This window comes from Rufibacter radiotolerans (assembly GCF_001078055.1).
GTDB lineage: Bacteria > Bacteroidota > Bacteroidia > Cytophagales > Hymenobacteraceae > Nibribacter > Nibribacter radiotolerans.
Genome location: NZ_CP010777.1, coordinates 4,766,595 through 4,792,616 on the forward strand (window position 1 = coordinate 4,766,595; position 26,022 = coordinate 4,792,616).

The 26,022-nt window shown below is 52.0% G+C and carries 21 protein-coding genes; 10 read left to right on the forward strand and 11 right to left on the reverse strand.

Annotation, left to right across the window (positions count from 1 at the left end; all coding sequences use genetic code 11):
• Positions 1-25: 25 nt before the first annotated feature.
• The 7 genes from TH63_RS19495 to TH63_RS19525 all read right to left on the reverse strand — a co-directional run bounded on the left by TH63_RS19495 (position 26) and on the right by TH63_RS19525 (position 5,876).
• The gene (locus tag TH63_RS19495) at positions 26-913 is read right to left on the reverse strand and encodes a YitT family protein (protein ID WP_231583514.1); all 888 of its coding nucleotides are present in this window, start codon (positions 911-913) and stop codon (positions 26-28) included.
• Positions 914-938: 25 nt separating this feature from the next.
• Complete coding sequence (locus TH63_RS19500; RefSeq protein WP_197088601.1) at positions 939-1,571, reverse strand: DUF6799 domain-containing protein; 633 nt, start codon at positions 1,569-1,571, stop codon at positions 939-941.
• A gap of 774 nt (positions 1,572-2,345) precedes the next feature.
• Positions 2,346-3,401 (reverse strand): ACR3 family arsenite efflux transporter, encoded by a 1,056-nt coding sequence (arsB, locus tag TH63_RS19505; protein WP_048922435.1) that lies wholly within the window; start codon positions 3,399-3,401, stop codon positions 2,346-2,348.
• Positions 3,402-3,519: 118 nt separating this feature from the next.
• Positions 3,520-4,290 carry a metallophosphoesterase family protein gene (locus tag TH63_RS19510; protein ID WP_048922436.1) on the reverse strand — a complete coding sequence of 257 codons (771 nt, stop codon included), beginning with the start codon at positions 4,288-4,290 and terminating at the stop codon, positions 3,520-3,522.
• 179 nt (positions 4,291-4,469) lie between these two features.
• Entirely contained in the window at positions 4,470-5,030 is a 561-nt protein-coding gene (locus tag TH63_RS19515) for an ArsI/CadI family heavy metal resistance metalloenzyme (protein WP_048922437.1), read from the reverse strand.
• 1 nt (position 5,031) lies between these two features.
• On the reverse strand, positions 5,032-5,367 hold the full coding sequence (locus tag TH63_RS19520) for an ArsR/SmtB family transcription factor (RefSeq protein WP_048922438.1): 336 nt from the start codon (positions 5,365-5,367) through the stop codon (positions 5,032-5,034).
• Positions 5,368-5,480: 113 nt separating this feature from the next.
• Positions 5,481-5,876 (reverse strand): group III truncated hemoglobin, encoded by a 396-nt coding sequence (locus tag TH63_RS19525; protein ID WP_048922439.1) that lies wholly within the window; start codon positions 5,874-5,876, stop codon positions 5,481-5,483.
• Between the two features lie 188 nt (positions 5,877-6,064).
• On the opposite strand from TH63_RS19525, the gene TH63_RS19530 reads away from it, so the two are divergent.
• On the forward strand, positions 6,065-7,717 hold the full coding sequence (locus TH63_RS19530; protein WP_048922440.1) for a peptide MFS transporter: 1,653 nt from the start codon (positions 6,065-6,067) through the stop codon (positions 7,715-7,717).
• 80 nt (positions 7,718-7,797) lie between these two features.
• Here TH63_RS19530 and TH63_RS19535 read toward each other — a convergent pair whose 3' ends face one another.
• On the reverse strand, positions 7,798-8,232 hold the full coding sequence (locus TH63_RS19535; protein ID WP_048922441.1) for a hypothetical protein: 435 nt from the start codon (positions 8,230-8,232) through the stop codon (positions 7,798-7,800).
• Positions 8,233-8,396: 164 nt separating this feature from the next.
• Between TH63_RS19535 and TH63_RS19540 the strand changes: the two genes are divergently transcribed.
• A complete protein-coding gene (locus tag TH63_RS19540; RefSeq protein ID WP_048922442.1) occupies positions 8,397-9,656 on the forward strand; it encodes an MFS transporter in 1,260 nt (419 codons plus the stop codon).
• A gap of 510 nt (positions 9,657-10,166) precedes the next feature.
• Here TH63_RS19540 and TH63_RS20040 read toward each other — a convergent pair.
• On the reverse strand, positions 10,167-10,292 hold the full coding sequence (locus TH63_RS20040) for a 30S ribosomal protein THX (protein ID WP_076606551.1): 126 nt from the start codon (positions 10,290-10,292) through the stop codon (positions 10,167-10,169).
• A gap of 276 nt (positions 10,293-10,568) precedes the next feature.
• Here TH63_RS20040 and uvrA point away from each other — a divergent pair, with 276 nt between their 5' ends.
• From uvrA to TH63_RS19575, 8 genes are all read left to right on the forward strand, one after another.
• On the forward strand, positions 10,569-13,382 hold the full coding sequence (gene uvrA / locus TH63_RS19545; RefSeq protein WP_048922443.1) for an excinuclease ABC subunit UvrA: 2,814 nt from the start codon (positions 10,569-10,571) through the stop codon (positions 13,380-13,382).
• A gap of 205 nt (positions 13,383-13,587) precedes the next feature.
• Complete coding sequence (locus TH63_RS19550) at positions 13,588-14,070, forward strand: YiiX/YebB-like N1pC/P60 family cysteine hydrolase (RefSeq protein ID WP_197088602.1); 483 nt, start codon at positions 13,588-13,590, stop codon at positions 14,068-14,070.
• Positions 14,025-14,267, forward strand: a complete 243-nt coding sequence (locus TH63_RS20825; protein WP_197088603.1) for a YiiX/YebB-like N1pC/P60 family cysteine hydrolase — start codon at positions 14,025-14,027, stop codon at positions 14,265-14,267. The genes TH63_RS19550 and TH63_RS20825 overlap by 46 nt, the downstream gene beginning before the upstream one ends.
• 160 nt (positions 14,268-14,427) lie before the next feature.
• Positions 14,428-15,192 (forward strand): triose-phosphate isomerase, encoded by a 765-nt coding sequence (tpiA, locus tag TH63_RS19555; protein WP_048922444.1) that lies wholly within the window; start codon positions 14,428-14,430, stop codon positions 15,190-15,192.
• A gap of 453 nt (positions 15,193-15,645) precedes the next feature.
• Positions 15,646-16,482 (forward strand): 50S ribosomal protein L11 methyltransferase, encoded by an 837-nt coding sequence (gene prmA, locus TH63_RS19560; protein ID WP_048922445.1) that lies wholly within the window; start codon positions 15,646-15,648, stop codon positions 16,480-16,482.
• A 19-nt stretch (positions 16,483-16,501) separates the two neighbouring features.
• Positions 16,502-21,502: a hypothetical protein gene (locus TH63_RS19565; RefSeq protein ID WP_156180752.1), complete on the forward strand. Its 5,001-nt coding sequence runs from the start codon at positions 16,502-16,504 to the stop codon at positions 21,500-21,502.
• A 221-nt stretch (positions 21,503-21,723) separates the two neighbouring features.
• Positions 21,724-22,368, forward strand: coding sequence for a glycerol-3-phosphate 1-O-acyltransferase PlsY (gene plsY / locus TH63_RS19570; protein ID WP_048922447.1), 645 nt, complete (start codon positions 21,724-21,726; stop codon positions 22,366-22,368).
• Between the two features lie 219 nt (positions 22,369-22,587).
• The gene (locus TH63_RS19575; RefSeq protein WP_048922448.1) at positions 22,588-23,955 is read left to right on the forward strand and encodes a dipeptidase; all 1,368 of its coding nucleotides are present in this window, start codon (positions 22,588-22,590) and stop codon (positions 23,953-23,955) included.
• A gap of 202 nt (positions 23,956-24,157) precedes the next feature.
• Here TH63_RS19575 and TH63_RS19580 read toward each other — a convergent pair whose 3' ends face one another.
• Together TH63_RS19580 and TH63_RS19585 are read right to left on the reverse strand one after the other, a co-directional pair.
• On the reverse strand, positions 24,158-24,808 hold the full coding sequence (locus TH63_RS19580) for a porin family protein (protein ID WP_048922449.1): 651 nt from the start codon (positions 24,806-24,808) through the stop codon (positions 24,158-24,160).
• Positions 24,809-25,012: 204 nt separating this feature from the next.
• On the reverse strand, positions 25,013-25,660 hold the full coding sequence (locus TH63_RS19585) for a porin family protein (RefSeq protein ID WP_048922450.1): 648 nt from the start codon (positions 25,658-25,660) through the stop codon (positions 25,013-25,015).
• Positions 25,661-26,022 lie beyond the last annotated feature (362 nt).

A 26,022-nucleotide genomic window follows, 5' to 3' on the forward strand; every position in this document is an offset into this window, starting at 1 on the left:
TAAAAAAGTAGTGAAAGGCAAAAAATTAATGAGACAGGGGCCGCTTCTTGATCATCCCGCCCGAGGTGTCATTGATGCTGTGCATGATCAAAAAGGCCGAAGGGTCCAGTTCTGAGATCAACACCTTTAGCCGCTGTACCTCCAGACGAGTCACCACGCAGTACAGAATGTCTACCTCATCGCCTGAAAACCCCCGCTGACCTTTGTAGATGGTCACGGCCCGGCCCAGCTGGGTAAGAATGGCCTGCCTGATGGTTTGGCTATGCACCGAGACAATGGTCACGCCGGTATATTCCTCAATACCGTGTATAATAAAGTCAATGGTTTTAGAGGCGGTAAGGTAGGTAAGCACCGAGTACATGGCCGGTTCCACGCCTAAAAGAAAGGCCGCGCCCATGAAAAGAATCAGGTTGATGAGCAGAATCACGTCGCCAATGGTGAGGCTGGTACGCTTGCTCAGGAGCAGGGCCATCACCTCGGTGCCGTCCAGCACGCCGCCACCCCTAATGGAAAGACCAATGCCCGCCCCCAGAAAGAAGCCCCCAAACACCGCCGTGAGCAGCTTGTCATCTGTAATAGACGGGAAATCCAGGAAAATGAGTAGCGTGGCCAGTCCCAACACTGCAAAAAGGCTTTTGATGGCAAACGATTTGGCCACCTGCTTATACCCCGCCAGCAGAAAGGGCAAGTTGATTACCAGGATAAGGAGCGGCAGCGGGATGCCCGTGCTGCGGGAGAGCAGCATAGACAAGCCCGTCACGCCCCCGTCTATGAAATGGTTAGGAATGAGAAAGCCTTTCAGGCCCACCGCGGCAGAACCAATGCCAATAAGAATAAGGACTATATCTCTGAATCTGCCCCAGGGGCGCTTTACTTTCAAAGAAGACGGAAGGGAAGGCAGCGAAGGATTCAAAGGGCTGTAAGCTTTAAGGGGTCACTTATTTGACTTGGGCGGGCAGTGCCTGGAGTTTCTGGTCTAGGGCCGTCAGCTGTTTGTTGAGGCCATTATAATATGCTTCAATGCTTTTGCGCTCCTGAGCGGTCAGGTTTTTCTCCAGCAGGGCAGCACGTTCCTCCAGCAGTTTCACCCGTTGCTCTAACAGTTGCGTGCGTTTAACCTGGCCTAAAGGATAGGTGGTCCTGCCTTTGTTGTTCCCTACGGATACTATCTTGCCGTCTACCGTGGTAATGCGGGTTTCCGTGTCGCCTACCACTTTCTTCTCCTGCTCTATAATAGTGTTGTAGGTGAAAATATCATCGGCTACCAGCACCACGCGCCCCTGCGGGCTTACTGCATTCTTTTGTTTAAGGGTATAGGTTTTGCCATCTGGCATACGCACCTGCCCGTCTGGCGACACCGTGGTGCCGTTGCTGTACTGGATAGGGGCCTCTACGGCGTAAAGCTTTCCGCCTTTATGTTGTACCAGCTTGCCTTGTTGCCAGAAGATGGTGTTGTCTTTGATAGTGGACCGCGTAATCATAGTGTCCTGGCCTTGCTGGGCCCAGCTAGCGGTTGGCAAACAAACCCAGGTACCCAGGAGCAGGCAAACAAAAAGGAAAAGGCTTTTCATAGTAGTGCAAAATAGTTGTGAGCCTGTTTATACGCATTTGTCCTTTCTATGATGGAGGCTTATTCCTGAATTAATAGGCCCAGAGACTCAGGGAATTATTAAGATACAGACACCTTCTTTTAATAGTGCAATTAATGGCACATCTTTCAGAAAAGGAGGGCGTATATACAAGGGTAGCCTGAAGGAAACAGAAAGGCTACTAAAACCAGGAAAAGTAAGCGATTGAATAAGAGGAACGTTGAAATAAAGGGGTTAAGGCTATAAAAAGGCCCTCCTTCAAATGAAAACAAATCTCTTGACTTTCTTGAGAACTGCTAATTACCCAATTGGGTTGCAGGTTTTCTCCTGAACCAGGCTTAAAGGCAAATAGCAATAGTGCTAATTCAGCTGGTTCTTTTGATTGAAGGGGCAGGACGTGAAAATAAAGTGATAGGCGGTTTTCCTTTATAGAAGGAACAAGCTTACGCGTCGGCGAAGAAGCTTGATAGCGCTGCAAGGTGCATCAATGACTAGCCGCATAAATGATTTTAATAGGGAGTTACTATTAGTAGTAAGCAGTAGAAAGCTGCTTATAAAGGCAAAAAGAAGTGAGGCGGCGGATAGGAGTCGTGCTGTTGGAATGCAGAGCCCCTCATTTCTTTTCCCCCTCCTCCAGAATGGAAGTTGCTTCAACCGGTTGTAGTACAAAACGACTTCCATCTTAATTATATATAGAACCAGAAGCGGCAGCCCTAAAAGGCTGCCGCTTCTGGTTTTTACCCATTTCTTCTGTATCTACTGCAAAGTAGAAGGCGTGAACTTAGATCTCCAGCGCAGCGCCACATTCACCAGGCTTATAAGCACCGGCACTTCTACCAAGGGGCCGATCACGGTGGCAAATGCTACCCCAGAGTCAATCCCGAACACGGCAATGGCCACGGCAATGCCCAGCTCAAAGTTGTTACTGGCGGCGGTAAAGGCCAGAGAAACCGTTTTGCCATAATCGGCGCCGGCTTTGCGGCCCATCCAGAATGCAATAAAGAACATGATGATAAAGTAGATGAACAACGGAATGGCTACCCGTACCACATCCAGCGGCAAGCGCACAATCAAATCTCCCTTCAGGCTGAACATCACGGCAATGGTAAACAGTAGCGCTACCAACGTCATGGGACTAATAGCCGGAATGAATTTTTTCTCATACCATTCTTTTCCTTTTAGGGGCAACAGCACCAGCCGGGTAAGGGCCCCGGCCGCGAACGGAATGCCCAGGTAAATCAAGACACTCTTGGTTACCTCACTAATACTAATTTCCACTAAACTGCCTTCCAACCCGAACAGCGGAGGCAGCACCGTAATAAACAAATAAGCGTAGGCGCTGTAGAACACAATCTGGAAGATGCTGTTAAACGCCACCAGCCCCGCCACATAATCAGGGTCGCCTTTGGCCAGGTCGTTCCAGACCAGCACCATGGCTATACAGCGCGCCAACCCGATCAAAATCAGACCCACCATAAACTCCGGCTTGTCGGGCAGCAGGGTAATGGCCAGGAAAAACATAAGTAACGGACCCAGCAGCCAGTTCTGGACCAATGACAGCATCAGAATCTTCACGTCTTTGAAAACCCGGCCTAGCTGCTCATAGCGCACCTTCGCCAGCGGCGGATACATCATGAGAATCAAGCCCGCGGCAATGAGCCAGTTGGTGCTTCCGCTCTGGAACCGGTCCAGGCCCTTAGTGGCGGTAGGATAAAAATACCCGATGCCCACGCCCACGCCCATGGCCAGAAAGATCCAGAGGGTAAGGTAACGGTCCAGGAAAGAAAGCCGGGGAGTAGCGGTTTGAGCCATTTTTTATTGAATGATTGAATGATTGAGAGATTGAATGGTTGAGGGATGGAATGATTTGAAGATGATTAGTAAGACCTAATTTCTATTCTCTCAATCATTCAATCACTCAATCATTCCATTATTTTCCGCCTGTGCGCAGCATCTGGGCAAAGTCATTGGGTAGGGAACTGGCTTCAATGGCCAGGGCGGCTTTTTCCACATCATAGTCTACGCGCCTGAACTCCACCTGCAGGCTTTGCGCGTCTGTGGTAGAGGTGTTCTCATTCAGATGCAGCAGCACATACCCGGCCTGCGGGTTTCCGTCTTTGGGTTTGCCCACCGAGCCCAGGTTTATGGCGTGGCAATAGCGGGTCTGGCCGGCTTCTTCATAAGCCAGCACGCGGTGGTAAGGCTTGTGCGTATGCCCGAAGAGCAGCACATCTGTGTGGGCATCTCTGATAATGCGGAGCAAACTGGCCTCCGGCCGATCATCAAACAGGTATTCATTGATCTTGCGGGGGCTGCCGTGCACCAGCATTAAGTTAAGGTTTGGGTTCTGGAACTCTAACCGTATGTGGCGGGGCAGCATGCGCAGGTACTGGCGGTGCTCTGGGGTGATTACTGAATCTGTGTAAGCAATGGATTGGACTCCCAAGTCTTTGTCCAGGTCGGTTTTGTAGGCGCAGCCGCACTCGCCGTTGGCCAGGCCAATGCCCTCGTCATAGTTACCGGCAATAGTAGGGATGCGGCGGCTTTTAATCAGTTCCACCACCTCATTGGGTTGGGTAGCATAGCCTACCAGGTCGCCCAGGCAATAGACGGCGTCTGGGTTCTGGGCGTCAATGTCTGCCAATACCGTCTCCAGAGCCGGTAGGTTCGCATGAATATCAGAGAAGAAAGCTATTTTCATAGGTTGCTTTTAAGAATAGGGGCTTCCCCATTGGCAAAAGAAGGAAGAAACGTTTTGGGCCTGTTTTTATGAAAACAGGCTCAAAACGCATTTTATTTAATTAGGGTAGTAGATGAAAGAAATGCCAAACCTGTTAACGTACCCTTTCACCTGTCCACTCACTCATTCAATCTATATGCCTAGCAGCATCCGCCACCCGGGGTGCAGCTGGCGCCTTCGGTCTCAATCACGCCTAAAGACGAGAGCGGCATAAAGGTTTTCTCTGGTTTCTGGGCCGGCATCTCAATGGTGGCCTGGGCCGGCGGCATACAGCAAGCGCTGGCTTCCTCAGAGGCGTAATGCGGGTCGTTGAACTCGGCATCGGCGTGGAAATAATAGACTTCCCACTGCACCCCGTCTGGGTCGGTAACCCAGAACTTGTCTTGCGTGGCATAGCAGCAGTTGGTGCCCATTTCCTCTAAGATAGGCAGGCCCCGTTCCTTAATGGCGGCCAATCTAGTGTGCAGCTCGGCCTCAGTCTCCACCTGAAAGCCCAGGTGCCCGAAATTAGCCTTCACGCGCTCTGGGTTCTGCACAAACGAGATGATCAGAGAAGGCGAGTCCAGCACGTATTTGGCATAGTCGGCTTTCTGTTTCACGGGCTCCTGCCCGAAGAAGGAAGTATAGAAGGCTACGGTTTTGGAAATGTCTGACACGTAGTAGCTCACGTGCATTCTTGGGAAAACAGCGGTAGTGTTCATATTAACAACAGTTAGAAGCGGTGCATGAATTTAAATCTGTGAACAATTTCTCAAAGAAGGTGCGGGCCACCTGCCACTGCTTTACATTAAGGCAGTAGCAGACCCGGGGGCCATCAATGTCACCGGTGATGAGGCCGGCCTGCTTCAGTTCTTTCAGGTGCTGTGACACCGTAGACTGAGACAGCGGGAGTTCGGCCACAATGTCGCCGCAGATGCAGCTCTGGCGCTGGGCCAACAGCCGGAGAATGGCAATGCGGGCCGGATGGCTCAGGGCCTTAGCTAGCTTGGCCAGCTCTACGCTCTCCACATCAAAGGCTTCGGTCTTGGTATAGGCCATGGGTCGTAATTGTTTATCGTAAATATACGATTGGTTTTCAAAAAAGAAACGCCTGCCCCGGAAAAAACATTCCGTTTCAGGCCTGTTTTCTGTAAAACGGCCCTAAAACAGCTTTACGGCTTTACCAGCGGGGCGCTGTACAGGCCCATTTTCATCTGGAAAATGTTGGCGATGCTGGTGGCTTTCTGCCGGGCCTGATCGGCCATAGGGCCCTTAAAAAGTTCTTCTACGGTCTGGTTGAACAGGGCAATCCAGCGGGTGAAGTGGGTACGGTCAATGGGCATGGAAAAATGCTTGGGGAACGGCTGCCCCTTGTAGGCCATGGACCCGAACAGCACCGTGCTCCAGAACTGGTACATCTTGGGAAGGTGGTGTTCCCAGTCCACTTGCGCAAACTCATTGAACACCGGGCTCAGCAAGTCGTCCTGGTTTACGTGCCCATAAAAAGTATCTACCAGCGTCTTAATGTCTTCTTCGGTGGTAATGTCTGGCTTGGTATTCTCCTGCATTTCTTTTTCTCCTGTGCTTCTTCTCTGGCTATAACAGTGCAAGATTAAAGAATGGTGCCAGGCCCTGAAATGACATTCATCAGTTTGGGCAAGTTTGGGCAAAAACGGCTTGAAAACGCATGTTAGTTGGTTGGTGATGGAGAATTCTCTATTTTCAAAGCTTCTAACCACGTAATTTCTTTTCCTAGATGTCTGAACCAGCTGCAAAACACCCGCGGGGGTTATATTTCCTTTTCTTCTCTGAAATGTGGGAGCGTTTCGGGTATTACCTCATGGTGGGTATTTTCTTCCTATACATGACCGATGCCCAGAAGGGCGGCATGGAACTGGACAAGGGCACGGCCTCAGACATCTACGGAACCTTCATTGCCCTGGTCTTCCTGACCCCATTCCTGGGCGGTCTCCTAGCCGATAGGGTGCTGGGCTACCGTTTGTCCATCTCGCTGGGCGGTATTTTAATGGGCATAGGCTACTGCGGCCTTGCGATAAAAGGAGACACCGCTTTCTATGTATCCCTGGGGCTTATCATTCTGGGCAACGGCTTCTTTAAGCCTAATATCTCCACGCTGCTGGGCAACCTGTATTCTAAGCCCGAGTACCTGCCGCAGAAAGACGCCGGGTACAACATCTTCTACATGGGCATTAACATTGGGGCCATGGTCTGCAACTTTGTGGCGGCCTACATGCGCAACAACTACGGCTGGGGCTACGCGTTTGTGGCCGCCGGTATTGGTATGTTCATAGGCGTGCTGGTGTTCTGGATGGGCAACAAAGAGTACCGCGAGGCGGATGTGCGCAAGCCCGTGCAGGCCAATGACATGTCGTTGGGGAAGATCTTCGGGATTGTGCTGTTACCGGCCGTGTTGTGCGGCATTGCCAGCTGGTTCCTGATTCCGGGTAACGTGTTCGGGTCAGACTCTACTGATGCGTTTTTGTTCGGGGCGCTGCCCATCGTGTTCTTCTACGTGAGTCTGTACGCCAAAGCCTCTGCCGAGGACAAACGCCCCATTGCGGCGCTCCTGGCCATCTTTGGGGTGGTAGTGGTGTTCTGGGCCGTCTTCAAGCAGAACGGTACCGCCCTCACCACCTGGGCCGAAAGCTACACCGACCGTACCATGCCGGCCGTCATTGCCAAACCCGCCGAGACCTTGGGTATGGTGCAGCGCGTAGACACCGAGCCCAAAACCGTTCCCGCCTACGACCCCATGTTCCGGACCACCACCGATGCCGACGGCAAGGTAGTGACCAAACAGGGCGTTGACCCTTACCTGAACAACCTGGAGAAAGGTTTCTGGCCGAAGGCCGGAGAATCCCTAGCCCTTATCTCTACGGAGCTCTTCCAATCGGTGAACCCGTTCTTTGTAGTAATTTTGACCCCGGTGGTAGTGTCCTTCTTTGGGTTTCTTAGCCGACGGGGCAAAGAGCCCAGCACGCCGGCTAAGATTGGCTGGGGCCTTTTCATTACCGCCCTTTCTACCCTGGTGATGGTGGGCGCCGTGTACGCCAGCGATAACGGGACCGAGAAAAGCGCGGGCTGGTGGCTGGTTGGAACCTACGCCGTGGTAACGGTGGGGGAACTCTTCCTGAGCCCCATGGGCCTTTCATTGGTGTCTAAACTGAGCCCGCCTAGATTGACGGCCTTATTGATGGGCGGCTGGTTTCTGGCGACTTCTATCGGGAACAAATTGTCTGGGGTACTGGCTAGTATGTGGGACCGTTATGATAACAAGGCGTTTTTCTTCCTGCTTAACTTTGCCGTGACCCTGGCGGCGGCCGGGGCCATTTTCATGATGATCAAGTGGCTGCGCGGTATAGTGGAAGAACATACCCGCAGAGCCTAGGCTCAGGTTACAGAACCATAAAAAAGAGAAGGCCCGGTAGCTTCAACTACCGGGCCTTCTCTTTTTATTTTTACTCTAAATTAAGATTGTATCTCTACATTCTGGCGTTCGGTTAGCCATTGTAGGGCGTCTGTTTCAGAGGTGAAGCCTTCAAAATCTGCATCCTGGCCATACCATTCCTTGGTTCTTAAAAGCTCACCAAAAGCAATGGTGTCCGGATCTTCGGCGTGCGCCGGGGTAAGCAGGTAGGCTACGTAGATAGACCGGCCCAACTGCCCATGTAACTGGGGGTAGAAAGATTCCTGCACCCACAGGGCGTCTTCCTGAGAAAGTGGGCCGCGGCTCCTGATATCAAACAGCCAGAAGCGGGACTTTGTCTCCTGGGCCAGTTCCAGCACTTGCTGGTACACGTCACGGGTAGGGAAGGCATACACCGGCTGGGGCCAGCGCAGAAACAGCACGTCTAAATCCGGGCGGTAGGTAAGCGCAATAGCATCTATAAATATAGGAGACATAAGTAGTGTATTGACGTGGTAAACTTACTGAGTTTGACCTTATACATTACTATGCAGGGCAAAATCTATATAGCCAACACCTATTTTAGCGAAACGTTCCGTTTGTCAAGATTAATTTCCCCTCCCGGAAATACCCCTACCTTTGCCTTTCTTATTTACTCTCTGTGACGACACCTTTCCCAGCCCCTGAAGAACGGCATGACCCCTACGCCGTATTGCGCCTCCCGGAATTCCGGCGGTTCATTTCGGCCCGTTTCTGTATTACCCTGGCCATGCAAATTCAGGCCGTGGTGGTGGGCTGGCAGATCTATGACCTCACCAAAGACCCGTTTTCCCTGGGCCTCATCGGCTTGGCCGAAGCCATTCCTTCCATCACCGTAGCCCTGTATGCCGGCCACGTAGCCGATATGGTGCCGCGCAAGCGCATTATCATGACCGTGCTGGCCGTGCTGCTATTCTGCTCGCTGGCGCTACTGGCGTATACCCTGGATGTGGGCCACGTGCTGCGGGTCTGGGGAACCTTACCTATTTATGCCATTATTTTCCTCAGTGGGATTGCCCGCGGCTTCATGGGGCCGGCCGTCTTTTCTTTTATGCCCCAGCTGGTGAAAGACCGCAAGCTGTACGCCAACGCCATTACCTGGAGCAGCACTACCTGGCAGGCGGCCTCGGTGGCGGGTCCGGCCATTGGCGGATTGGTGTACGCGTTTGGCGGCGTGACCATGGCCTTTGGCGTAGATGCGGCGCTGGTGCTGTGCTCGTTTCTCTTCTACAGTTTCATCGCCGGTCGGCCACTGCCTGCCACCGAAGGCCCCAAACTCAACATCAAGGAAAGCCTGCAGACCGGACTCAAATTTGTGTTCGGTAACCAGATCATCCTGAGCGCCCTGGCCCTTGATATGTTTGCGGTGCTCTTCGGCGGCGCCGTGATCCTGCTGCCCGTCTTTGCTTCTGATATTCTGAAAGTGGGCCCCGAGGGCTTGGGTATTCTCCGTTCGGCCCCGGCCATTGGTTCCGTGGGCATGGCGCTCTTCCTGGCCTACCGGCCGATCACCCACAACGCCGGCAAGAAAATGCTCTGGTGCGTGGCCGGGTTTGGGGCCTGTATGATTGGCTTCGGGTTGTCTAACGTTTTCTGGCTCTCGTTTGGGTTACTGCTGATCAGTGGTCTGCTGGACAGTGTCTCCATGATTATAAGGTCCACGCTCATTCATACGTTTACCCCGGAGCACATGAAAGGCCGGGTTTCCAGCGTGAACAACATCTTTGTGGGGTCTAGTAATGAGATTGGCTCTTTTGAGTCGGGCCTGGCGGCGAAGTTGCTGGGGGTGGTGCCGTCTGTAGTGTTTGGCGGGTCTATGACCTTGCTGATTGTGGGGTTTACTGCCTGGAAAGCGGATAAGCTGCGGAAGCTGAGTTTTTGATTTTTGTGCTTTCGCTTTGGTGCATGCAGTTGGCTGTTGCTGGCGTGGCATGCATTGTCGCCTGAGTCCTTATGCTTTCATGTTTCATGGTTTCCCTCCGAGCGCTCACGGCCGCGGGGGCCCGTCTTTCCCCCTCGCACTGCCCTTGCGGCCTACCTTTGCCTTTCTCTTTTAGCTAGGGTCTGTCCAGGGCCACAAGCGAGGCGCTCGAGGTAAAGACTGGAATCGGGAAATGCGTGGGGAAATGGGGATTGCGTTTTAAGCACGTTTTCCGGAAAACACCCTCAAAACACAGAACCGCTTCTTCAACGCAGACTCCCCCCTTGAGGGGGGTAAAGGGGGGTGTTTACACAGGAGAGCACGCATTTCGTCCCCCTTTGAAGGCCCGGGATGACGCACTCTAGCAGATCATTCCAAGTTTCCAGCCCGTTTTCCCAAAAACAGACCAAAAGCAGCGGGGCCCGCTAGAGAACATCTCTGGCGGGCCCCGCTGCTTTTATGTAAAAAAGACTACGCTTTCTTTACTTCCAGCTTAGCTGCTTTGGAAGCAACGTTTTTTGCTTTCTTAGGGCGGCTGTTGCCAAATGAACCCTTGCTGATTTTACCTTTTTTGCTTTTAACATCTCCTTTTCCCATGGTAGTACTTGTTGTTTAGTAAGTGAATAAATAAGTGCTAGGTACTCTCAAGCGAGAACTGCGGTTAGAAAGTTACACACAATGCCAAATAAGCGCAAGTTTCTGCCACTGTTTCTGCCGGGTTTCGGGCAAAACGGCCTTAAAACGGCATATGGGCTACCCTTCTAAATCCCGTTGCGTATGCGTACCTTTGCGGCTTGGTCTGGCGCTGTAGAATACCCGTATAAACAGAATTATTCTGCCGCGGTTGTTGTTACAGAGAGGCTATAATTCCTTATGACAGAAGATCTCCTACAAGATTCAGAAATAGACGCACTAGACGCCCGTGAGAACATCATCATCAAACGGGCCCGCGTCCATAATTTAAAAAACCTGAGCGTGGCCCTGCCGCGCAACCAGTTCATTGTGGTGACCGGCCTTTCCGGCTCCGGTAAATCCTCCCTGGCGTTTGACACGCTTTACGCCGAGGGGCAGCGCATGTACGTGGAGAGCCTGAGCTCCTACGCCCGCCAGTTCCTGGGCCGCATGGACAAGCCCGACGTGGATTACATTAGGGGCATCAGTCCGGCCATTGCCATTGAGCAGAAGGTAAGCATCAAAAATAACCGCTCCACGGTTGGTACCAGTACTGAGATCTATGATTACCTCAAGCTGCTGTACGCCCGCATTGGCAAGACCATTTCGCCGGTGTCTGGCAATGAGGTGAAAAAAGACACCGTGAGCAGCGTGGTAGACTTTCTCATGACGCTGCCAGACGGTACCCGCATCATGATCATGGCGCCGCTGCAGCAAACCAAAGACCGAAAGCTCAGCAAAGAACTTGACCTGCTTCTGCAGAAAGGCTATTCCAGGGTCATGCTCAACAATGAGCCCTTCTTTATTGAAGAACTCATTAGTGAAGGCAAGCCCGAGCCCAAAGGCAAGGTGCATGTCCTGATTGACCGTACCGTCATTAAGCAAGATGAGGAAGACGAAAGCCTGCAGATGCGCCTCGCAGACTCAGTGCAGACCGCTTTCTATGAGGGCCATGAGGAATGCCACATCAGAATAGGAGAGGAGACCCGTGTTTTCTCTAACCGCTTTGAGCTAGACGGAATGGTGTTTGAGGAGCCGAACGTCAATTTCTTCTCGTTCAACAACCCCTACGGCGCGTGCCAGACCTGCGAGGGCTGGGGCAGCGTGCTAGGCATTGACCCGGATCTGGTCATCCCAGACAAAAGCCTGACGGTGTATGAAGGGGCAATTGCGCCCTGGCGCACCGAAAAGCAGAACGAGTGGCTACAGCCTTTGCTCAAGAATGGCGTTCGCTTTGATTTTCCCATACATCGGCCCTATAATGAATTAACCGAGGAGCAGCAGGAGTTGCTATGGACCGGAAACAAATACTTTGGCGGCCTTAACGACTTCTTCAAGCATATTCAGGGGCAGACGCACAAGATTCAGTACCGCGTCATGCTGAGCCGTTACCGTGGCCGCACCGCGTGCCCAGACTGCAAAGGCTCGCGCCTGCGCAAGGACGCCAGCTACGTGAAGGTGGGTGGTAAAAGCATCACCGACCTGGTGCTTATGCCCGTCACCAAAACCCTGGGCTTCTTTGAGAACCTGGAACTAAGTGCCCATGACCAGGCCGTGGCCGATAGATTGGTGACCGAGGTGACCAATCGCCTGAGCTACCTGACCCGCGTAGGCCTAGGCTACCTAACCTTGAACCGTCTTTCCAATACCTTGTCTGGCGGCGAGAGCCAACGCATTAACCTGGCTACCTCCTTGGGCAGCGCGCTGGTAGGCTCTATGTACATTCTGGATGAGCCCAGCATTGGCCTGCACCCCAAAGACGCAGACCAGTTAATTGGCGTACTGCGCACCTTGCAGGAAATGGGCAACACCGTCATTGTGGTGGAGCACGAGGAAGGCATGATGGAAGTAGCCGACCAGGTCCTGGACATTGGTCCGGAAGCCGGTTCTGGCGGCGGAAATCTTATGTTTCAGGGCACATTCCAGGATTTGCTTAAAAGCGACACCTACACCGGTCGTTACCTGAGTGGCCGTATGGAAGTTCCGGTACCTGCCCAGCGCCGACCGTGGCGCAATTGCATAGAAGTGCATGGCGCGCGTGAGAACAACCTCAAGAACGTGACCACCAAGTTTCCGCTCAATGTCATGACCGTGGTGACAGGCGTAAGCGGCTCGGGTAAGTCTACGCTGGTAAAAAAGATTCTGGCCCCGGCTTTGATCAAATCCCTCGGCGGCCACGCCGATGCTACCGGTAAGTTTGACAAACTGAGCGGAGACCTCAACAAGGTGGCGCACGTGGAATTTGTGGACCAAAACCCCATTGGCAAGTCCTCCAGGTCTAATCCGGTGACCTACGTGAAAGCCTATGACGCCATCCGGACCATGTATGCTGACCAACCTTTGGCCAAAGCCCGTGGGTTCAAGCCATCGCATTTCTCCTTCAACATTGAAGGTGGCCGCTGCGAAGTCTGCCAGGGCGAAGGCCAGGTGAAGATTGAGATGCAGTTCATGGCCGACATCTACCTCACCTGTGAGGCTTGTGCTGGTCAGAAGTTCAAGCAGGACATCCTGGACATTCAGTACCATGAGAAGAACATCTCTGAAGTGCTGGACATGACCATTGATGATAGCCTTATTTTCTTCAAAGACCAGGCTAAGATTCTGGAGAAACTCAAGCCGCTGCAAGACGTGGGCCTGGGCTACATTCGGTTGGGGCAATCCAGCAACACCTTATCGGGCGGTGAGGCCCAGCGCGTGAAACTGGCGTCGTTCCTGACCAAAGGCGCCACGCCGCACAACGGCAACATCCTGTTCATCTTTGATGAGCCCAGCACCGGTCTGCACTTCCATGACATCTCTAAACTCTTGACCGCCCTGAACGCACTGGTGGAAAACGGCAACACGGTTCTCATCATTGAGCATAACATGGACATCATCAAGTGCGCTGACTGGATCATTGACCTGGGCCCGGAGGGCGGCACCAACGGCGGCCACCTGCTCTTTGAAGGCACCCCAGAGAATATGGTGAAGGAAGAAGACAACCACACCGCCAAGTACCTGAAAGCGAAACTATAATCCGTTTTGAGGCCGTTTTTAAGAAAACAGGCTCAAAACGGAAATTCTTACTGGCCCTGCGAGGTTTCAATCCTCGCAGGGCTTTTTGTTTCTGGTGTTTCAAACGTAGGGGCAATCCCTTGTGTTTGCCCTTTTCCGTTTACTATACCAGAAGGCAATCAAAAGTGCCCCTACCTAAATGCCAGGATTTTCAATATCTTGTGTCATGCTTCGCACCAGATACATTCTCCTGCTGCTCTTTTTGGTTCCACTTTTAGTGGCGGGCTTTTTCCTGGAAAAGCGCTACGGCAAACCAAACCAGCTGCATCAATCTCAGCAATTGCGGCAACTCATCCAGAAAGGCGAGTTCCAGGATGGTGACCTTATTTTCCATACTTCCCGGTCGGCGCAGAGTAAGGCTATCCAGTTGGCCACCAAATCAGCCTACAGCCATTGCGGCATCATCTACAAAACAGCTGGCGGGTATCAGGTATTTGAGGCGGTACAGCCGGTTTCTTCCACACCGTTAGACAAGTGGGTGGCGCGGGGCGAAGGCGGGCATTTTGTAGTGAAACGGCTCAAGAACGCGAAGCAAGTATTGACCCCTTCGGCGTTAGCTCGCCTAAAAAAAGAGGGGGGAAGTTTACGGGCAAGGGATACGACTTGTACTTTGAATGGTCAGATGACAAAATCTACTGCTCAGAATTGATTTATAAAATGTACCAGCGGGCCACGGGCGTGGAGATAGGTAGGCTGGAAAAACTCAGAGACTTTGACCTGAGCGCACCACCGGTGCAAGCCAAAATGAAAGAGCGCTACGGCAATCGCATTCCGTACGGCGAGGACGTGATTTCGCCGGCTAGCCTGTTTGCCTCAGATGTATTGGTGACGGTGGCACAGCGGTAGAATTTTCAGCCAACCTAAGACTTCTGTCTTAAATCATTAACTTAGCGGCCATTGCACGCAGAATGTTAGAAATGGCAGAAAGCGTTTTAGGCCTGTTTTTCTAAAAAGAACCTATAAACATGGCCACTTCCTGAGTGGCCTTTTTCATTATAATACAGCTATGAGAAAAAAGATTGTTGCCGGAAACTGGAAAATGAACAAAACCTACCAAGACGCCCTAGCGCTGGTAAGTGAGATTGACAACATGGTGAAGGACGAAGTCACGGGAGATAATGTAGAAGTGATTGTAACGCCCCCATTTCCGTTTTTACAGTCGGTAGGCAAGTTGATACAGGGCAATGACCGCCTTCATTTGGCGGCCCAGGATGTGAGCGCGCATGAGAGCGGCGCCTATACCGGCGAAGTGTCGGCGGCCATGCTGCAGTCTGTGGGCGTGGAGTACGTGTTAGTGGGCCACTCAGAGCGCCGCCAGTACCACCATGAGGATGCTGACCTGCTCTTGAAGAAAATGAAAGCGGCCCTGGGCCAGGGTATTAAGCCTATTTTCTGCTGCGGCGAGCCACTGGAGGTCCGCGAGTCTGAAAAGCATTTTGAGTATGTGGGCCAGCAACTTAGGGAAACCGTAGGGCACCTGAGCAACGAGGAGTTTGACCAGATTGTGATTGCCTATGAGCCTATCTGGGCCATTGGAACCGGCAGAACCGCCAGCAGCCAGCAGGCCCAGGAAATGCACGCCTACATCAGAGAAGAACTGTCCCGCCTGTTTGACGCAGAGGCTGCCTACAACAAGACCATTCTGTACGGCGGCAGCGCCAACCCGGCCAACGCAAGAGAGCTGTTCTCGCAACCAGACGTAGACGGCGGCCTCATTGGAGGGGCTTCCCTGAAATCCAGAGACTTCACAGACATTATCAAGTCCTTCTAAGGAATTTGCTGCCAAGGTTTCTGAGGGAATAACCTTAGGGCGATTAAAAGCGTTTTGGGCCTGTTTTCCGTAAAACAGGCCCAAAACGCTTTTGGTGTTTTGAGGGGACGGTATGAGATCAAAAGGTGCGGGCCTGTTAATAGCCTAAAAGCCAGAGCAACTTGTTTTTTGGCCCGGTAATGGCTGCGGGTAGTGGTGGAAGGCCACTTGGCAGTAACAGGTTAAGGCACAGGAATAAGCAGCGTGTTGGAGAGAGATGGTTCTGCTTCTGGATTAACCAGGCACCACTAAAAACTTCAATTGTTGCCGTGGCAGGGCCGCTTCTGTAAGGAAGTTAACCCTTTTTTGTCTCTTTTTTAGAAAACGGGGCAGATACGTACTTGTTATGTTGTATTTTCGTTAAATTATTTCAAGATCTGCCGCCGTTGAGCCAGGTCCTTTTTACAGCTATTTATGAGTTTTATTGAAGTAACCATTACCGCGTCCCCAGAATATTCAGAGATCCTCATCGCGGAACTGAGTGAACTGGGATTTGATATTTTTCAGGAAACCGACCAAGGCTTCCAAGCCTATACCGAAGAGGATAAATTCTCAGAGGAAGCCCTGCAGGAACTTCTGGAGCGCTACAGCTTCGCCGGTGAGTTCCCTTACCAGACCAAGAGCATTGCCAAGCAGAACTGGAACGAGGAGTGGGAAAAGAACTTTGAACCCCTGCTCATTGCGGACAAGGTGTCGGTGCGCGCCGATTTCCACCCCAAGCCCGAGGGCATTGCCTACGATATTGTGATCACGCCTAAAATGTCTTTCGGGACCGGGCACCATGAAACCACCACGCTCATGATTGAGAACCAGCTCACCCTGGACCACACCGGAAAGCGGGTGCTGGACATGGGGTGTGGGACCGGCATTCTGGCCATCATGGCCGAGCAGCTAGGGGCCCGCGAGGTGCTGGCCGTAGACATTGAAGACTGGACCGTAGAGAACGCCCGCGAAAACGCCGAGCGCAACAACTGCAAAACCCTTGAGGTAAGATTAGGCGACGCCAGCGTACTGCAGGGCGAGGCGCCTTTTGACCTGATCCTGGCCAACATCAACCGCAACGTGCTGCTGGAAGACATGCCCGTGTACAGCAAACTGCTTTTGCCGGGTGGCCCGCTGGTACTAAGCGGCTTTTATACCGAAGACCTCCCCGTACTGCAGGAGAAAGCCACGGAGTGCGGCCTCTCTTTCCAGAATTCCAGAAGTAAAAACAATTGGGTTTCAGCCATTTTCCTGAAAAACAGCCAATAAACAGATAGCATCTTTCCTTATGAAGCATCTTTTCCCCTTTCTATTGGTTTTCTTCCTGAGCGTGTCCGTAGGGCAGGCCCAGGTCTACAAAGTGAGCGCAGATGACCCGCAGCAGTACCTGCTGGACATGCGGGCCATGATGATGGGCGCTAAAAACGAGGCGGCCTTACAGACCTATACCGGCCTGGAAACCGCCTGGAGCAGCGGTAAAGTGAGCAATCCGCAGAAGGCCCAGATCATGGACCTGACGCAGCAAATGCTCAAGAAAAAACTCAAAGCGCGGCCGCACTTTGAGCATTTTCTGGGGGCCCTGGGCTCCAGCGTGAACGTGCACCAGTTCACCGGGGCCAAGCTGGACCAGTTACTGAACGTAATGACCCAGACCCTGCAGAAGCAGGATGCCAAGGTATATGAGCGGTTCCTGCTGAATGCTCACCAGTTTCTGGCTACCAAAATGCTGTACAAAGGCCCTACCAATAGTTTGCAGGTAATTGGCGGAACCATGGCCTTTGAGTACCGTGACGGCACGGCAGAGGCTGCCTCAGGGGCTGATTGGGGAAACGAACCCGCCGCCCCGGCAACCGCTGCCCCTAAAACGACAGCCGCCAAGACCACCCCGGCACCTGCTGCAAAGCCAGCCCCTAAAAAAGAGGTGAAGAAAGTAGAGGAAGACCCGTGGGCAGCCTGGGAAACCCCTAAGAAAGTCACCAAACCGGCGGCTAAAAAATCTACCACCGCCAAGAAAACCACTACCACTACCAAAACTCCGGTCCTAAAACAGGAACCGGTAAAAGCAGCCCCGGTGGAAAAGCAGAAGTACTTCGCGCAGCCTTTGCCTACGTTGGCTGGGCCAGTGGTGGTGCTGGAGAAAGTGAACCTGTATTTTACCTCGGCGGCAGACTCTGTGAACCTGAAAGAGGTGAATGGAGCAGTGGCCCTGTCTAACGGTATATTTGTGGGTAAAGGAGGTAAACTGGTCTGGAACTCTCTGGGCGGAGACGCCACCGCTGAGCTCAGCGGTTTCTCTTTTGAGGTGGCCAAGCCTGCTTTTAAGGCAGAAGACGTCACCCTTACTTTTCCGGCGGTCTTAGAAAATACCATAAATGGGAACCTGGAATACAGACTCACCAAGCCCAAGCCCAACGGCGATAACGGTTTCCCTAAGTTTATCTCTCACACCAATGATGCCAAGATCAAGCGGTTTGGTACAGACATCCAGTACGTGGGAGGGCTTTCCCTGGCCGGCAACACGCTCATGAGCGCCGCCCTGGACGGAAGCCCGTCTTCTATCACGGTGTCAGACAAAGGCGAGCGCAAGTTCCGGGCCTCTTCGCGTAACTACACCATTGGTGATACCCTGCTTACCGCTCCTGAAGCCGGAATCACTATTTACCAAGGCAAGGACTCCATCACGCACCCCGGGGTGAAATTCAAGTACAACCGGGACTCCAAGCGCCTGGTGCTCCTCAACCCCGAAGGGCTCTACAAACTCACCCCGTACTCGCACTCCTATAACAAAGTAGAGCTTACCACTGATATGGCCGACTGGAAGATCACGGAGCCTGCTATCAACTTTGGTATGCTCACGGCCAAGAACCAGGTACCGGCCCAGGTGAACTCCAAGGAGTACTTCACCGAGACCAAGTTCCAGCAAATCAAGACCATCTCTAATTTCCACCCGCTGTACACCGCCGTGGCCTATGGGTTAAAGAGCGGGTCGCGTTCGTTTTTCCTGGCTAATATGGCCGAAGAGATGAAATTGAAGCCAGAGGTGCTGCATAATGCCATGACTACCCTGTCACAGGGGAGCTTTGTGGAGTATGACCCCGCTACCGGGCAGGTGCGCCTGCTAGACAAGGCCTACCACTACGTAGATGCCTCCCGCAACAAGAAAGATTTTGACTATATCCATTTAAACGCCTTGTCGCCGGCCGGTAAGAACGCCACCCTGGACCTGGCTTCCGGAGATCTGGTGCTGCGGGGGGTGAAAAGTTTTGCCTTCCATACAGACTCTACCGTGATAGCCGAACCAGACAGCCAGACGGTACGCATTCAGAAAAACCGCAATATCTTGTTCAACGGAAAGGTGAAGGCCACCAACTTCACTTTTAAAGGCCAGGAATTCCTGTTTGACTATGACGGCTTCTTTATTGACTTGGCTAAAATTGACTCTACCGTGCTTACCACCCAAACCAAAGGGAAAGACGGCAAAGACAAAGAGACGCCGTTTACCCTGGTAAACCGCGGGGGTAAGGGCCAGGCCAAATTGTACCTCAACCGGCCAGACAACAAATCGGGTCGTAAGAAATCGCTTGGGTACCCGGCCCTGGATGCAATCTCAGGAGCTACCGTGTACTTCAACAAGCCAGAAATTTTGGGTGGGGTGTATGACACCAGCGTGTATTTCAGCATTCCGCCGTTCAAGATAGACAGCCTGGCCAGTTCCAAATCCAAGACCAACGTGATCGGGTTCAAGGGCACCTTCAACTCGGGGGGCATTTTCCCGCCCATTGAGACCAAGCTGAACATTCAGCCAGACGGAGCCCTGGGCTTCAACTATGTGGTGCCTAAAAGCGGGTTTTCTTTGTACGGCGGCAAGGGCCGTTTCACAGACACCCTCACCATGGACACCAAAGGCCTAAGAGGTAAGGGAACGCTCACCTACCAGACAGCCTCTATGTACTCCCCGGCCTTTGTCTTCTTTGTAGATTCTGCCATTACCAAAGTAGGTAAGAAAGGAAATTTCACGGCGGGCTCTGTGGCGCAGGGCTCTTACCCCAGCGGTACCTTCAAGTCCTTCACCATGGACTGGAAACCCTACAAAGACACCCTCAGAATTGAGACCGTAGGCAAAGAGTTGATGAGCATTTTCAGTGACCGGTTTACCTACAAAGGAATGCTGGGCTTTACGCCTTTCTCCTTGTTTGGGAGCGGCGTGGCCGAAAATAAAGAGGTGGCCATTAAGTCACCTAAGTTTGTGTTCAAGAAAGGCCTGATCCATGGCAACCAGGCGTCTATGGAGGTAGCCTCCGCTGACAAAACAACGCCGGCGCTCACCACCACAGACGTGTTCCTTGATTTCTACATGGATGAAGGGTATGCCCAGTACAGCACCGAAAAGAAAGGCGCCGTCTCTACGGAATTCCCCTTCGCCAAATACAAATCATCGCTTAGCTCGGGCCGGTGGGACTTCAAGTCAAGAAAACTGACGTTGACCGGTGACAAGGAAAGCACTTCAGATTCATACTTCTATTCCATGAAGTCCGGGCAGGATTCCCTGGCTTTCAAAGCCACCAAGGCGGTGTATGACTTCGGGAATTATACCTTGATGGCCTCCGGCGTGCCTTACATTCCGGTAGGTGACAGTTACTTGGTGCCAGATAGCGGCAAGGTGCAGTTCCTGAAAGACGCTGAACTCAGGACCTTCCGGAACGCCGGGCTCTTGATGGACTCCCTGCAGAAATACCACCAGCTCTCTAAAGGCGAAATTCACATTGATGACCGCATGGGCTTAACGGGTAACGCTATCTACAAATATACCAATGGTAGCGGAGACGCCTATAAGATCAAGTTCAACAAGTTTGCCTGGCAGCAACCAGAGGTTAGCAAAAGAGACGAACGCAACGGCGAAAAAGGCACCGCTTTCTGGTTAGCCGAGGCCACCGTGAAGCAGACAGATACCTTGTTCATCATCCCTAAAGTGCGGTACTACGGTGACCTGGCCCTGTCTTCCAATAAAAAGACGGTGAATTTTGACGGCTTCGCCAAACTCCTCTTCAAGGGCGCGGAGAGCGCAGACTGGTTCCCGTACGTTAGAAAAGACGTAGACCCCGAGGATGTACGCATTGAGGTGAAGAAACCGGCCTTAGCCGATGGCACGCCTCTTAAAACCGGTATCCACATCAATACCACCAACGGCAAGATCTACAACACCTTCGTCTCCAAAAAGCAGTTTGATGATGACCTCACCGTCTTTGACGTGGAAGGGCTGCTCTCCTTTGACAAGGAAACCAAGCAGTACAAACTGGGTGATGAGGGCCGGGCCTATGGCACGTCTTACACCGGTAACATGATGCAGTACAATGACGCCACCAAGCGCGTAACGTATGACGGGGAGTTCAACCTGATCAAGTCTGTGAAGGACTTCAAGTTGAAAGCCTCTGGAACTGGCGGCGGGCGCACAGACAGCAGCACCTATGAATTGGACACCTTTATGGCGTTTGACTTTGACGTGCCGTCCCAGGCCCTGGAAAGCATGGGCCAGAAAGTAGCCAAAGAATCGGGCGGCCTTGCCGAAGGCGTTGACCTCAACGATCCTACGCTGCTCTACAAACTGGCCGCCTTCATTGGTGACAAAGGCGTGGAAGACTTCAAGACCCAGACCCGCAACGGCTACGTGCATTTCTCCAAGATATCGCCTAAGCTCATCCACTCCCTGGTGTTGAATAAGGTGAAACTGAAATGGAATACCAAAACCAATGCCTGGCACAGTGTGGGGCAAATAAGTGTTGCCGGTATTGACAAGACAGACATTAACGCCAAGATCACGGGCTATGTAGAGATCAAGCGCGGGGCGTCCAGTGATGTGGTGTCTATGTACCTGGAGGTGAATCCGTACATCTGGTATTACTTCCACTTCTATGAAGGCGGCCTGGGCATGACCTCGTCAGATGGGGCGTTCAACGCGGCAGTGTCTTCCAAGTCAAAAGGGCAGGGCATAGCCGGTTCTTACTCTTTCTACCCTATTGAAGATATTGACAAGATGGAGTTTGTGAACTACTTCCGGAAAACCTACCTGGGGCTGGCACCTACCAAGGCCGCACCGCAACCCGCCAACAATACCTTTGATACCTTTGGCGAGGAAGACAGCAAGAAAGGCAAGAAGAAGAAAAAAGGCGACGAGGTAACAGACGCCGGTTTTGGCGTGCCACCGGTTACTACTCAGGAGGAAGAATCCAAGTCTAAGAAAAAGAAGAAGAAAGGCGAAGGCGGGACAGACATTGACCCTGTTAAAAACTAATCTGCCTTAGGCTGGTAACTCCTGCCAAACCACGCTCTTGCATTGCGCATCCCGTTTCGGGGCTACTTTTCAGAAAGTAGCCCCGAAACGGGATGTTGCTTTAAGAGCCATGGGGGCTTCTCCATTGCTGGTGGGTTTTTGCTATATTTGAAGAAATATATTTATCTGTCAGGAAAGGGCGCCGGCACACAAACTTGCCCGTAAAAGGAAGAAAAAAAGCAATGGACATAGTTATGATTGGCGGGATAGTTCTGTTGGCCTATTTGATAGGGTCTATCCCCACGGCGGTTTGGGTGGGCAAATCTTTCTACGGCATTGACGTGCGCCAGCACGGGAGCGGCAACGCCGGGGCCACCAATACCTTTAGGGTGCTGGGCAAGAAGCCGGGTACCATTGTCATGCTGGTAGATATCTTCAAGGGCTGGTTGGCTAGCTCACTGGCGGGCCTTTTGGTCAACTGGGGCGCTATCTCCCCGGACCACCTTATTCAATTTAAATTACTACTGGGGGTGGTGGCCGTTTTGGGGCACATCTTTCCGGTATACGTGGGCTTTAAGGGCGGCAAGGGTGTGGCCACGCTCATGGGCATGGTGCTGGCGGTAGACCTGCCGGTAGCGCTGCTGTGCCTGGGCATCTTTGTGGTAGTGCTGCTGCTGACCAAGTATGTGTCTCTGAGCTCAATGCTGGCGGCCATCTCGTTTCCCTTGCTGCTGTTGCTGCCTATGTTCCGGCCAGAAGACCCGCTGCTGCTGGTGTTTGGCGTGTTGATTGCCCTCATGGTGGTGCTCACGCACAAGAAAAACATTGACCGGCTGCTACGCGGGGTAGAAAGCAAGGCCAACATCAATCCGTTCAAGAGCAAGTAACGTTTCATCTAAGGACCATCCTCCTGATACCCGCTGTGGCTTCAAAAGCTGTTTTAGGGCCCTTTTCTTAAAAACAGGCTCAAAACAGATAGGGGCGCTCGAAAAAGCTGGACGAAGGGCCTCAGCCCATAAGTTTTAAGAACATTGCCGCGTTGAAAAGCTATTCTTGAGAGAGAATAGCTTTTTTGTTTTAACTTCAACTTTCAACCATCGCACCCTATGAAAGCCTATATCCAAGAAAACAAAGACCGGTTTATCCAGGAACTGCTGGAGCTATTGCGCATCCCATCGGTGAGTGCAGACGCCGCCTTTAAAGGAGACGTTTTAAAAGCTGCCGACTACCTGCGCCAGAAACTGGAAGCCGCCGGCGCAGACAATGCCCAGCTGTTTGAGACGGCCGGTAACCCCATTGTGTACGCCGACAAAATCATAGACCCCAACCTGCCCACGGTGCTGGTGTACGGCCACTATGACGTGCAGCCCGCCGACCCGTATGAACTCTGGGACTCACCGCCATTTGAGCCGGTGATCAAAGATGAGAAAATATACGCCCGTGGTGCCTGTGATGACAAAGGCCAGACCTACATGCACGTGAAAGCCTTTGAGACCATGATGCACGCCAACACTTTGCCCTGCAACGTGCGCTTCATGATTGAGGGCGAAGAGGAAGTAGGCTCTGTGAACCTGGCCACGTTTGTAAAGCAAAACAAAGCCCTTTTGAAATGCGACGTGATCGTGATCTCAGACACCGGCATGCTGGCCAACGACGTGCCTTCGGTGACCACCGGTTTGCGCGGCCTCAGCTACCATGAGGTAGAAGTGACCGGCCCTAACCGTGACCTGCACTCCGGCCTTTACGGCGGCGCGGTAGCCAACCCTATCAATGTGCTCTGCAAGATGATTGCCTCCTTGCATGACGAGAACAACCACATCACCATCCCAGGCTTCTATGACAAGGTGGACGAACTGAGCCCCGAAGAACGTGCCGAGATGGCCCGCGCCCCGTTCAGCTTAGACGCTTACAAGAAAGCCCTGGACTTGTCAGACGTGCACGGCGAGGCCGGTTACAGCACCATGGAGCGCAACTCCATCAGGCCTACGCTAGATGTGAACGGCATCTGGGGAGGTTATACCGGCGAGGGCGCCAAAACAGTGATTGCCTCCAAAGCCTTCGCGAAGATCTCTATGCGCCTTGTGCCGCACCAGAGTTCCGAAGAGATCAGTGAGTTGTTCCAGAAGCATTTTGAGTCTATCGCGCCGCCCAGCGTGAAAGTGGTAGTAAAACCGCACCACGGCGGTGAGCCGGTAGTGACCCCAACCACCTCGGCGGGTTACAAGGCCGCGGCCCTGGCCATGGAAGACACCTTCGGCAAGAAACCGGTGCCGGTACGTAGTGGCGGAAGTATTCCTATTGTGGCCATGTTCAAATCTGAGCTGGGTGTAGACACCGTGCTCATGGGCTTCGGGCTGGACTCAGACGCCATCCACTCCCCCAATGAGCATTTTGGCATCTTCAACTTCATGAAAGGCATTGAGACCATTCCGTTGTTCTACCAGCACTTCACGGAGTTGCACGGCAAAGGTTAATTTTCTGGATGCAGGCTGTAAGACACTGCACACAGGGCTTTCCTGTTGCGAAAGCCTACTAAGTCTTTCTCCCGTTTTAGGCCTGTTTTAGCCAAAACGGCCCTAAAACAGAAACCCCCGGTTCCTTAATGAGAACCGGGGATTTTTTTATGACATCAGGCTTGCGTCCTGTGTCTTATATTTGGTGTCTACCAGGCAAAGATTACTTGCTCAGCGGGAAGCCTACTGACAGTTGGAACAAAGAGTGACGGGCATCTTTGAAATCGCCGCGGGCGGGAGAATCATCTGCCAGGTCTGTGAAGGCACCGTTGTAGCGAAGGCCTAAACTTACCCCACCCTGCGTTGCGAAGCCTATACCGGCGGCGTAACCCACCTCAAAGTCTGAGTAACCTTCTTTGCTTTTCTCGCTTACCGTACGGTCCTGCAGTTTGCCGTCTACGTAGGTTTTGGTTTTGTCATTCACATTGATCAGGTAAGACACCTGCGGACCAGCCTCCAAGAACAAAGGACCCGCTTTGATTTTAGCCAATACCGGCACGTCTATGTAATTGAAATTAGAGGTGCCTTCATAGCGGTATTCGCGGCCCAGAAGGGTAGTCTGCTCATTGTCATCATACTTGTACCCTTTGTTGGAGTACAGGATCTCCGGTTGAATGGAGAAAAAGTCGGCTACCACGGGGGCATTGAAGTAGATACCGCCGGCGAAGCCTATTTTATTGTTGTAACGAGACTCGTCCTTTAAATCTCCGGAGAGGTTAGAATAGTTTACCCCACCTTTGATCCCAAAAGAAGACTGCGCCTGTGCGGTGAAAGAAGCTACGATCACGGCCAGAGAGAAGAATAATTTTTTCATGTTTTAGAATTTTAAAATCGGTTCCAATGTTTGCAGACCCTACTCAAACACTGTGCCTGTTTTTGGAACAATTGCCCTCTATACGGGAAGAATTTTTTTTGGATGGAGAAAAGGAGAATATTTTTTGGGGCCCTGAGAAAGGCAAAAATAAAGGGGCTTCATTTGCATGAAGCCCCTTTGTGCTATTGAATTGATAACCAGGGATTATTTGCTTGGGAACAAAAATCCTAAGGTTAACTGGAAGGCTTGTGAACGGGCGTTGGTCAGTTCATCATTTCCTTCTTTAGCCAGTTTGTTAATACCACCGGTGTAACGTAAGCCTAAGCTCAAGCCGTTCTCCATTTGGTATCCAAGACCGGCCGCGTAACCAATCTCCAGTTCAGCCAGGTCATCTTTGCTCACTCTTCTTGACTGGTCATAGTCCTGGTTGTTGATTTTGGTTTCGGTGTTGTCTTTGATACCTAACAGGTAAGACACCTGCGGACCGCCTTCAAAGAACAGACCACCGGTATTGATTCTCAGCATTACAGGTAAATCAAGGTAGTTATAGTTGATGTCCCCTTTGCTTTTGTAGGTAGTGTTGCCAATGGTGTACTCCTCGTCACGGTATTGGTAGCCGCGTTGGGAGAAAAGAAGCTCAGGCTGCACAGACAGGAAGTTGTCGCCGCTCAAGCTGAAGTTACCAGTAAGACCGCCTACAAAACCGAGTTTGTAGTCATAGATGTCCTGGTTTTCTGCGCCAGAAAGATTAGAGTAATTTGCACCGGCCTTTAATCCAATACGTGGACCAGATTGCGCATTGGCAAAACTGAAGGATAATGCTGCTGCTACAAATAATACAATCTTTTTCATAATGTTATTTTGGTAAAGTAAAATGCTTGTCATGACAACAAGCCGGGTAAAACCTCCCCGTTATACGGCTAAGACGATAAATGTTCGGATTTATTATATGGGTAAGAAAAAAAGATGATGCCGTTTATGGGGCAAGAACTTTAAAAAAGATAAATTAGGTTTAGCTGTATATTGGTATTCAATAGCTTATGAAACGGTTTTGAGCTTTTTAAAGGGGCGTAAAATTTTTACCGGACCACCTAAAAAACAGGAACCTGTTTTACGCCTGTTTTCTGAAAAGTAGCCCTAAAACAGAAGAAAGGAAAAAGCCGCCAGCGGATAGAAACCGCTGACAGTCAGGAAGAGGAAATACGCGGGGGCAG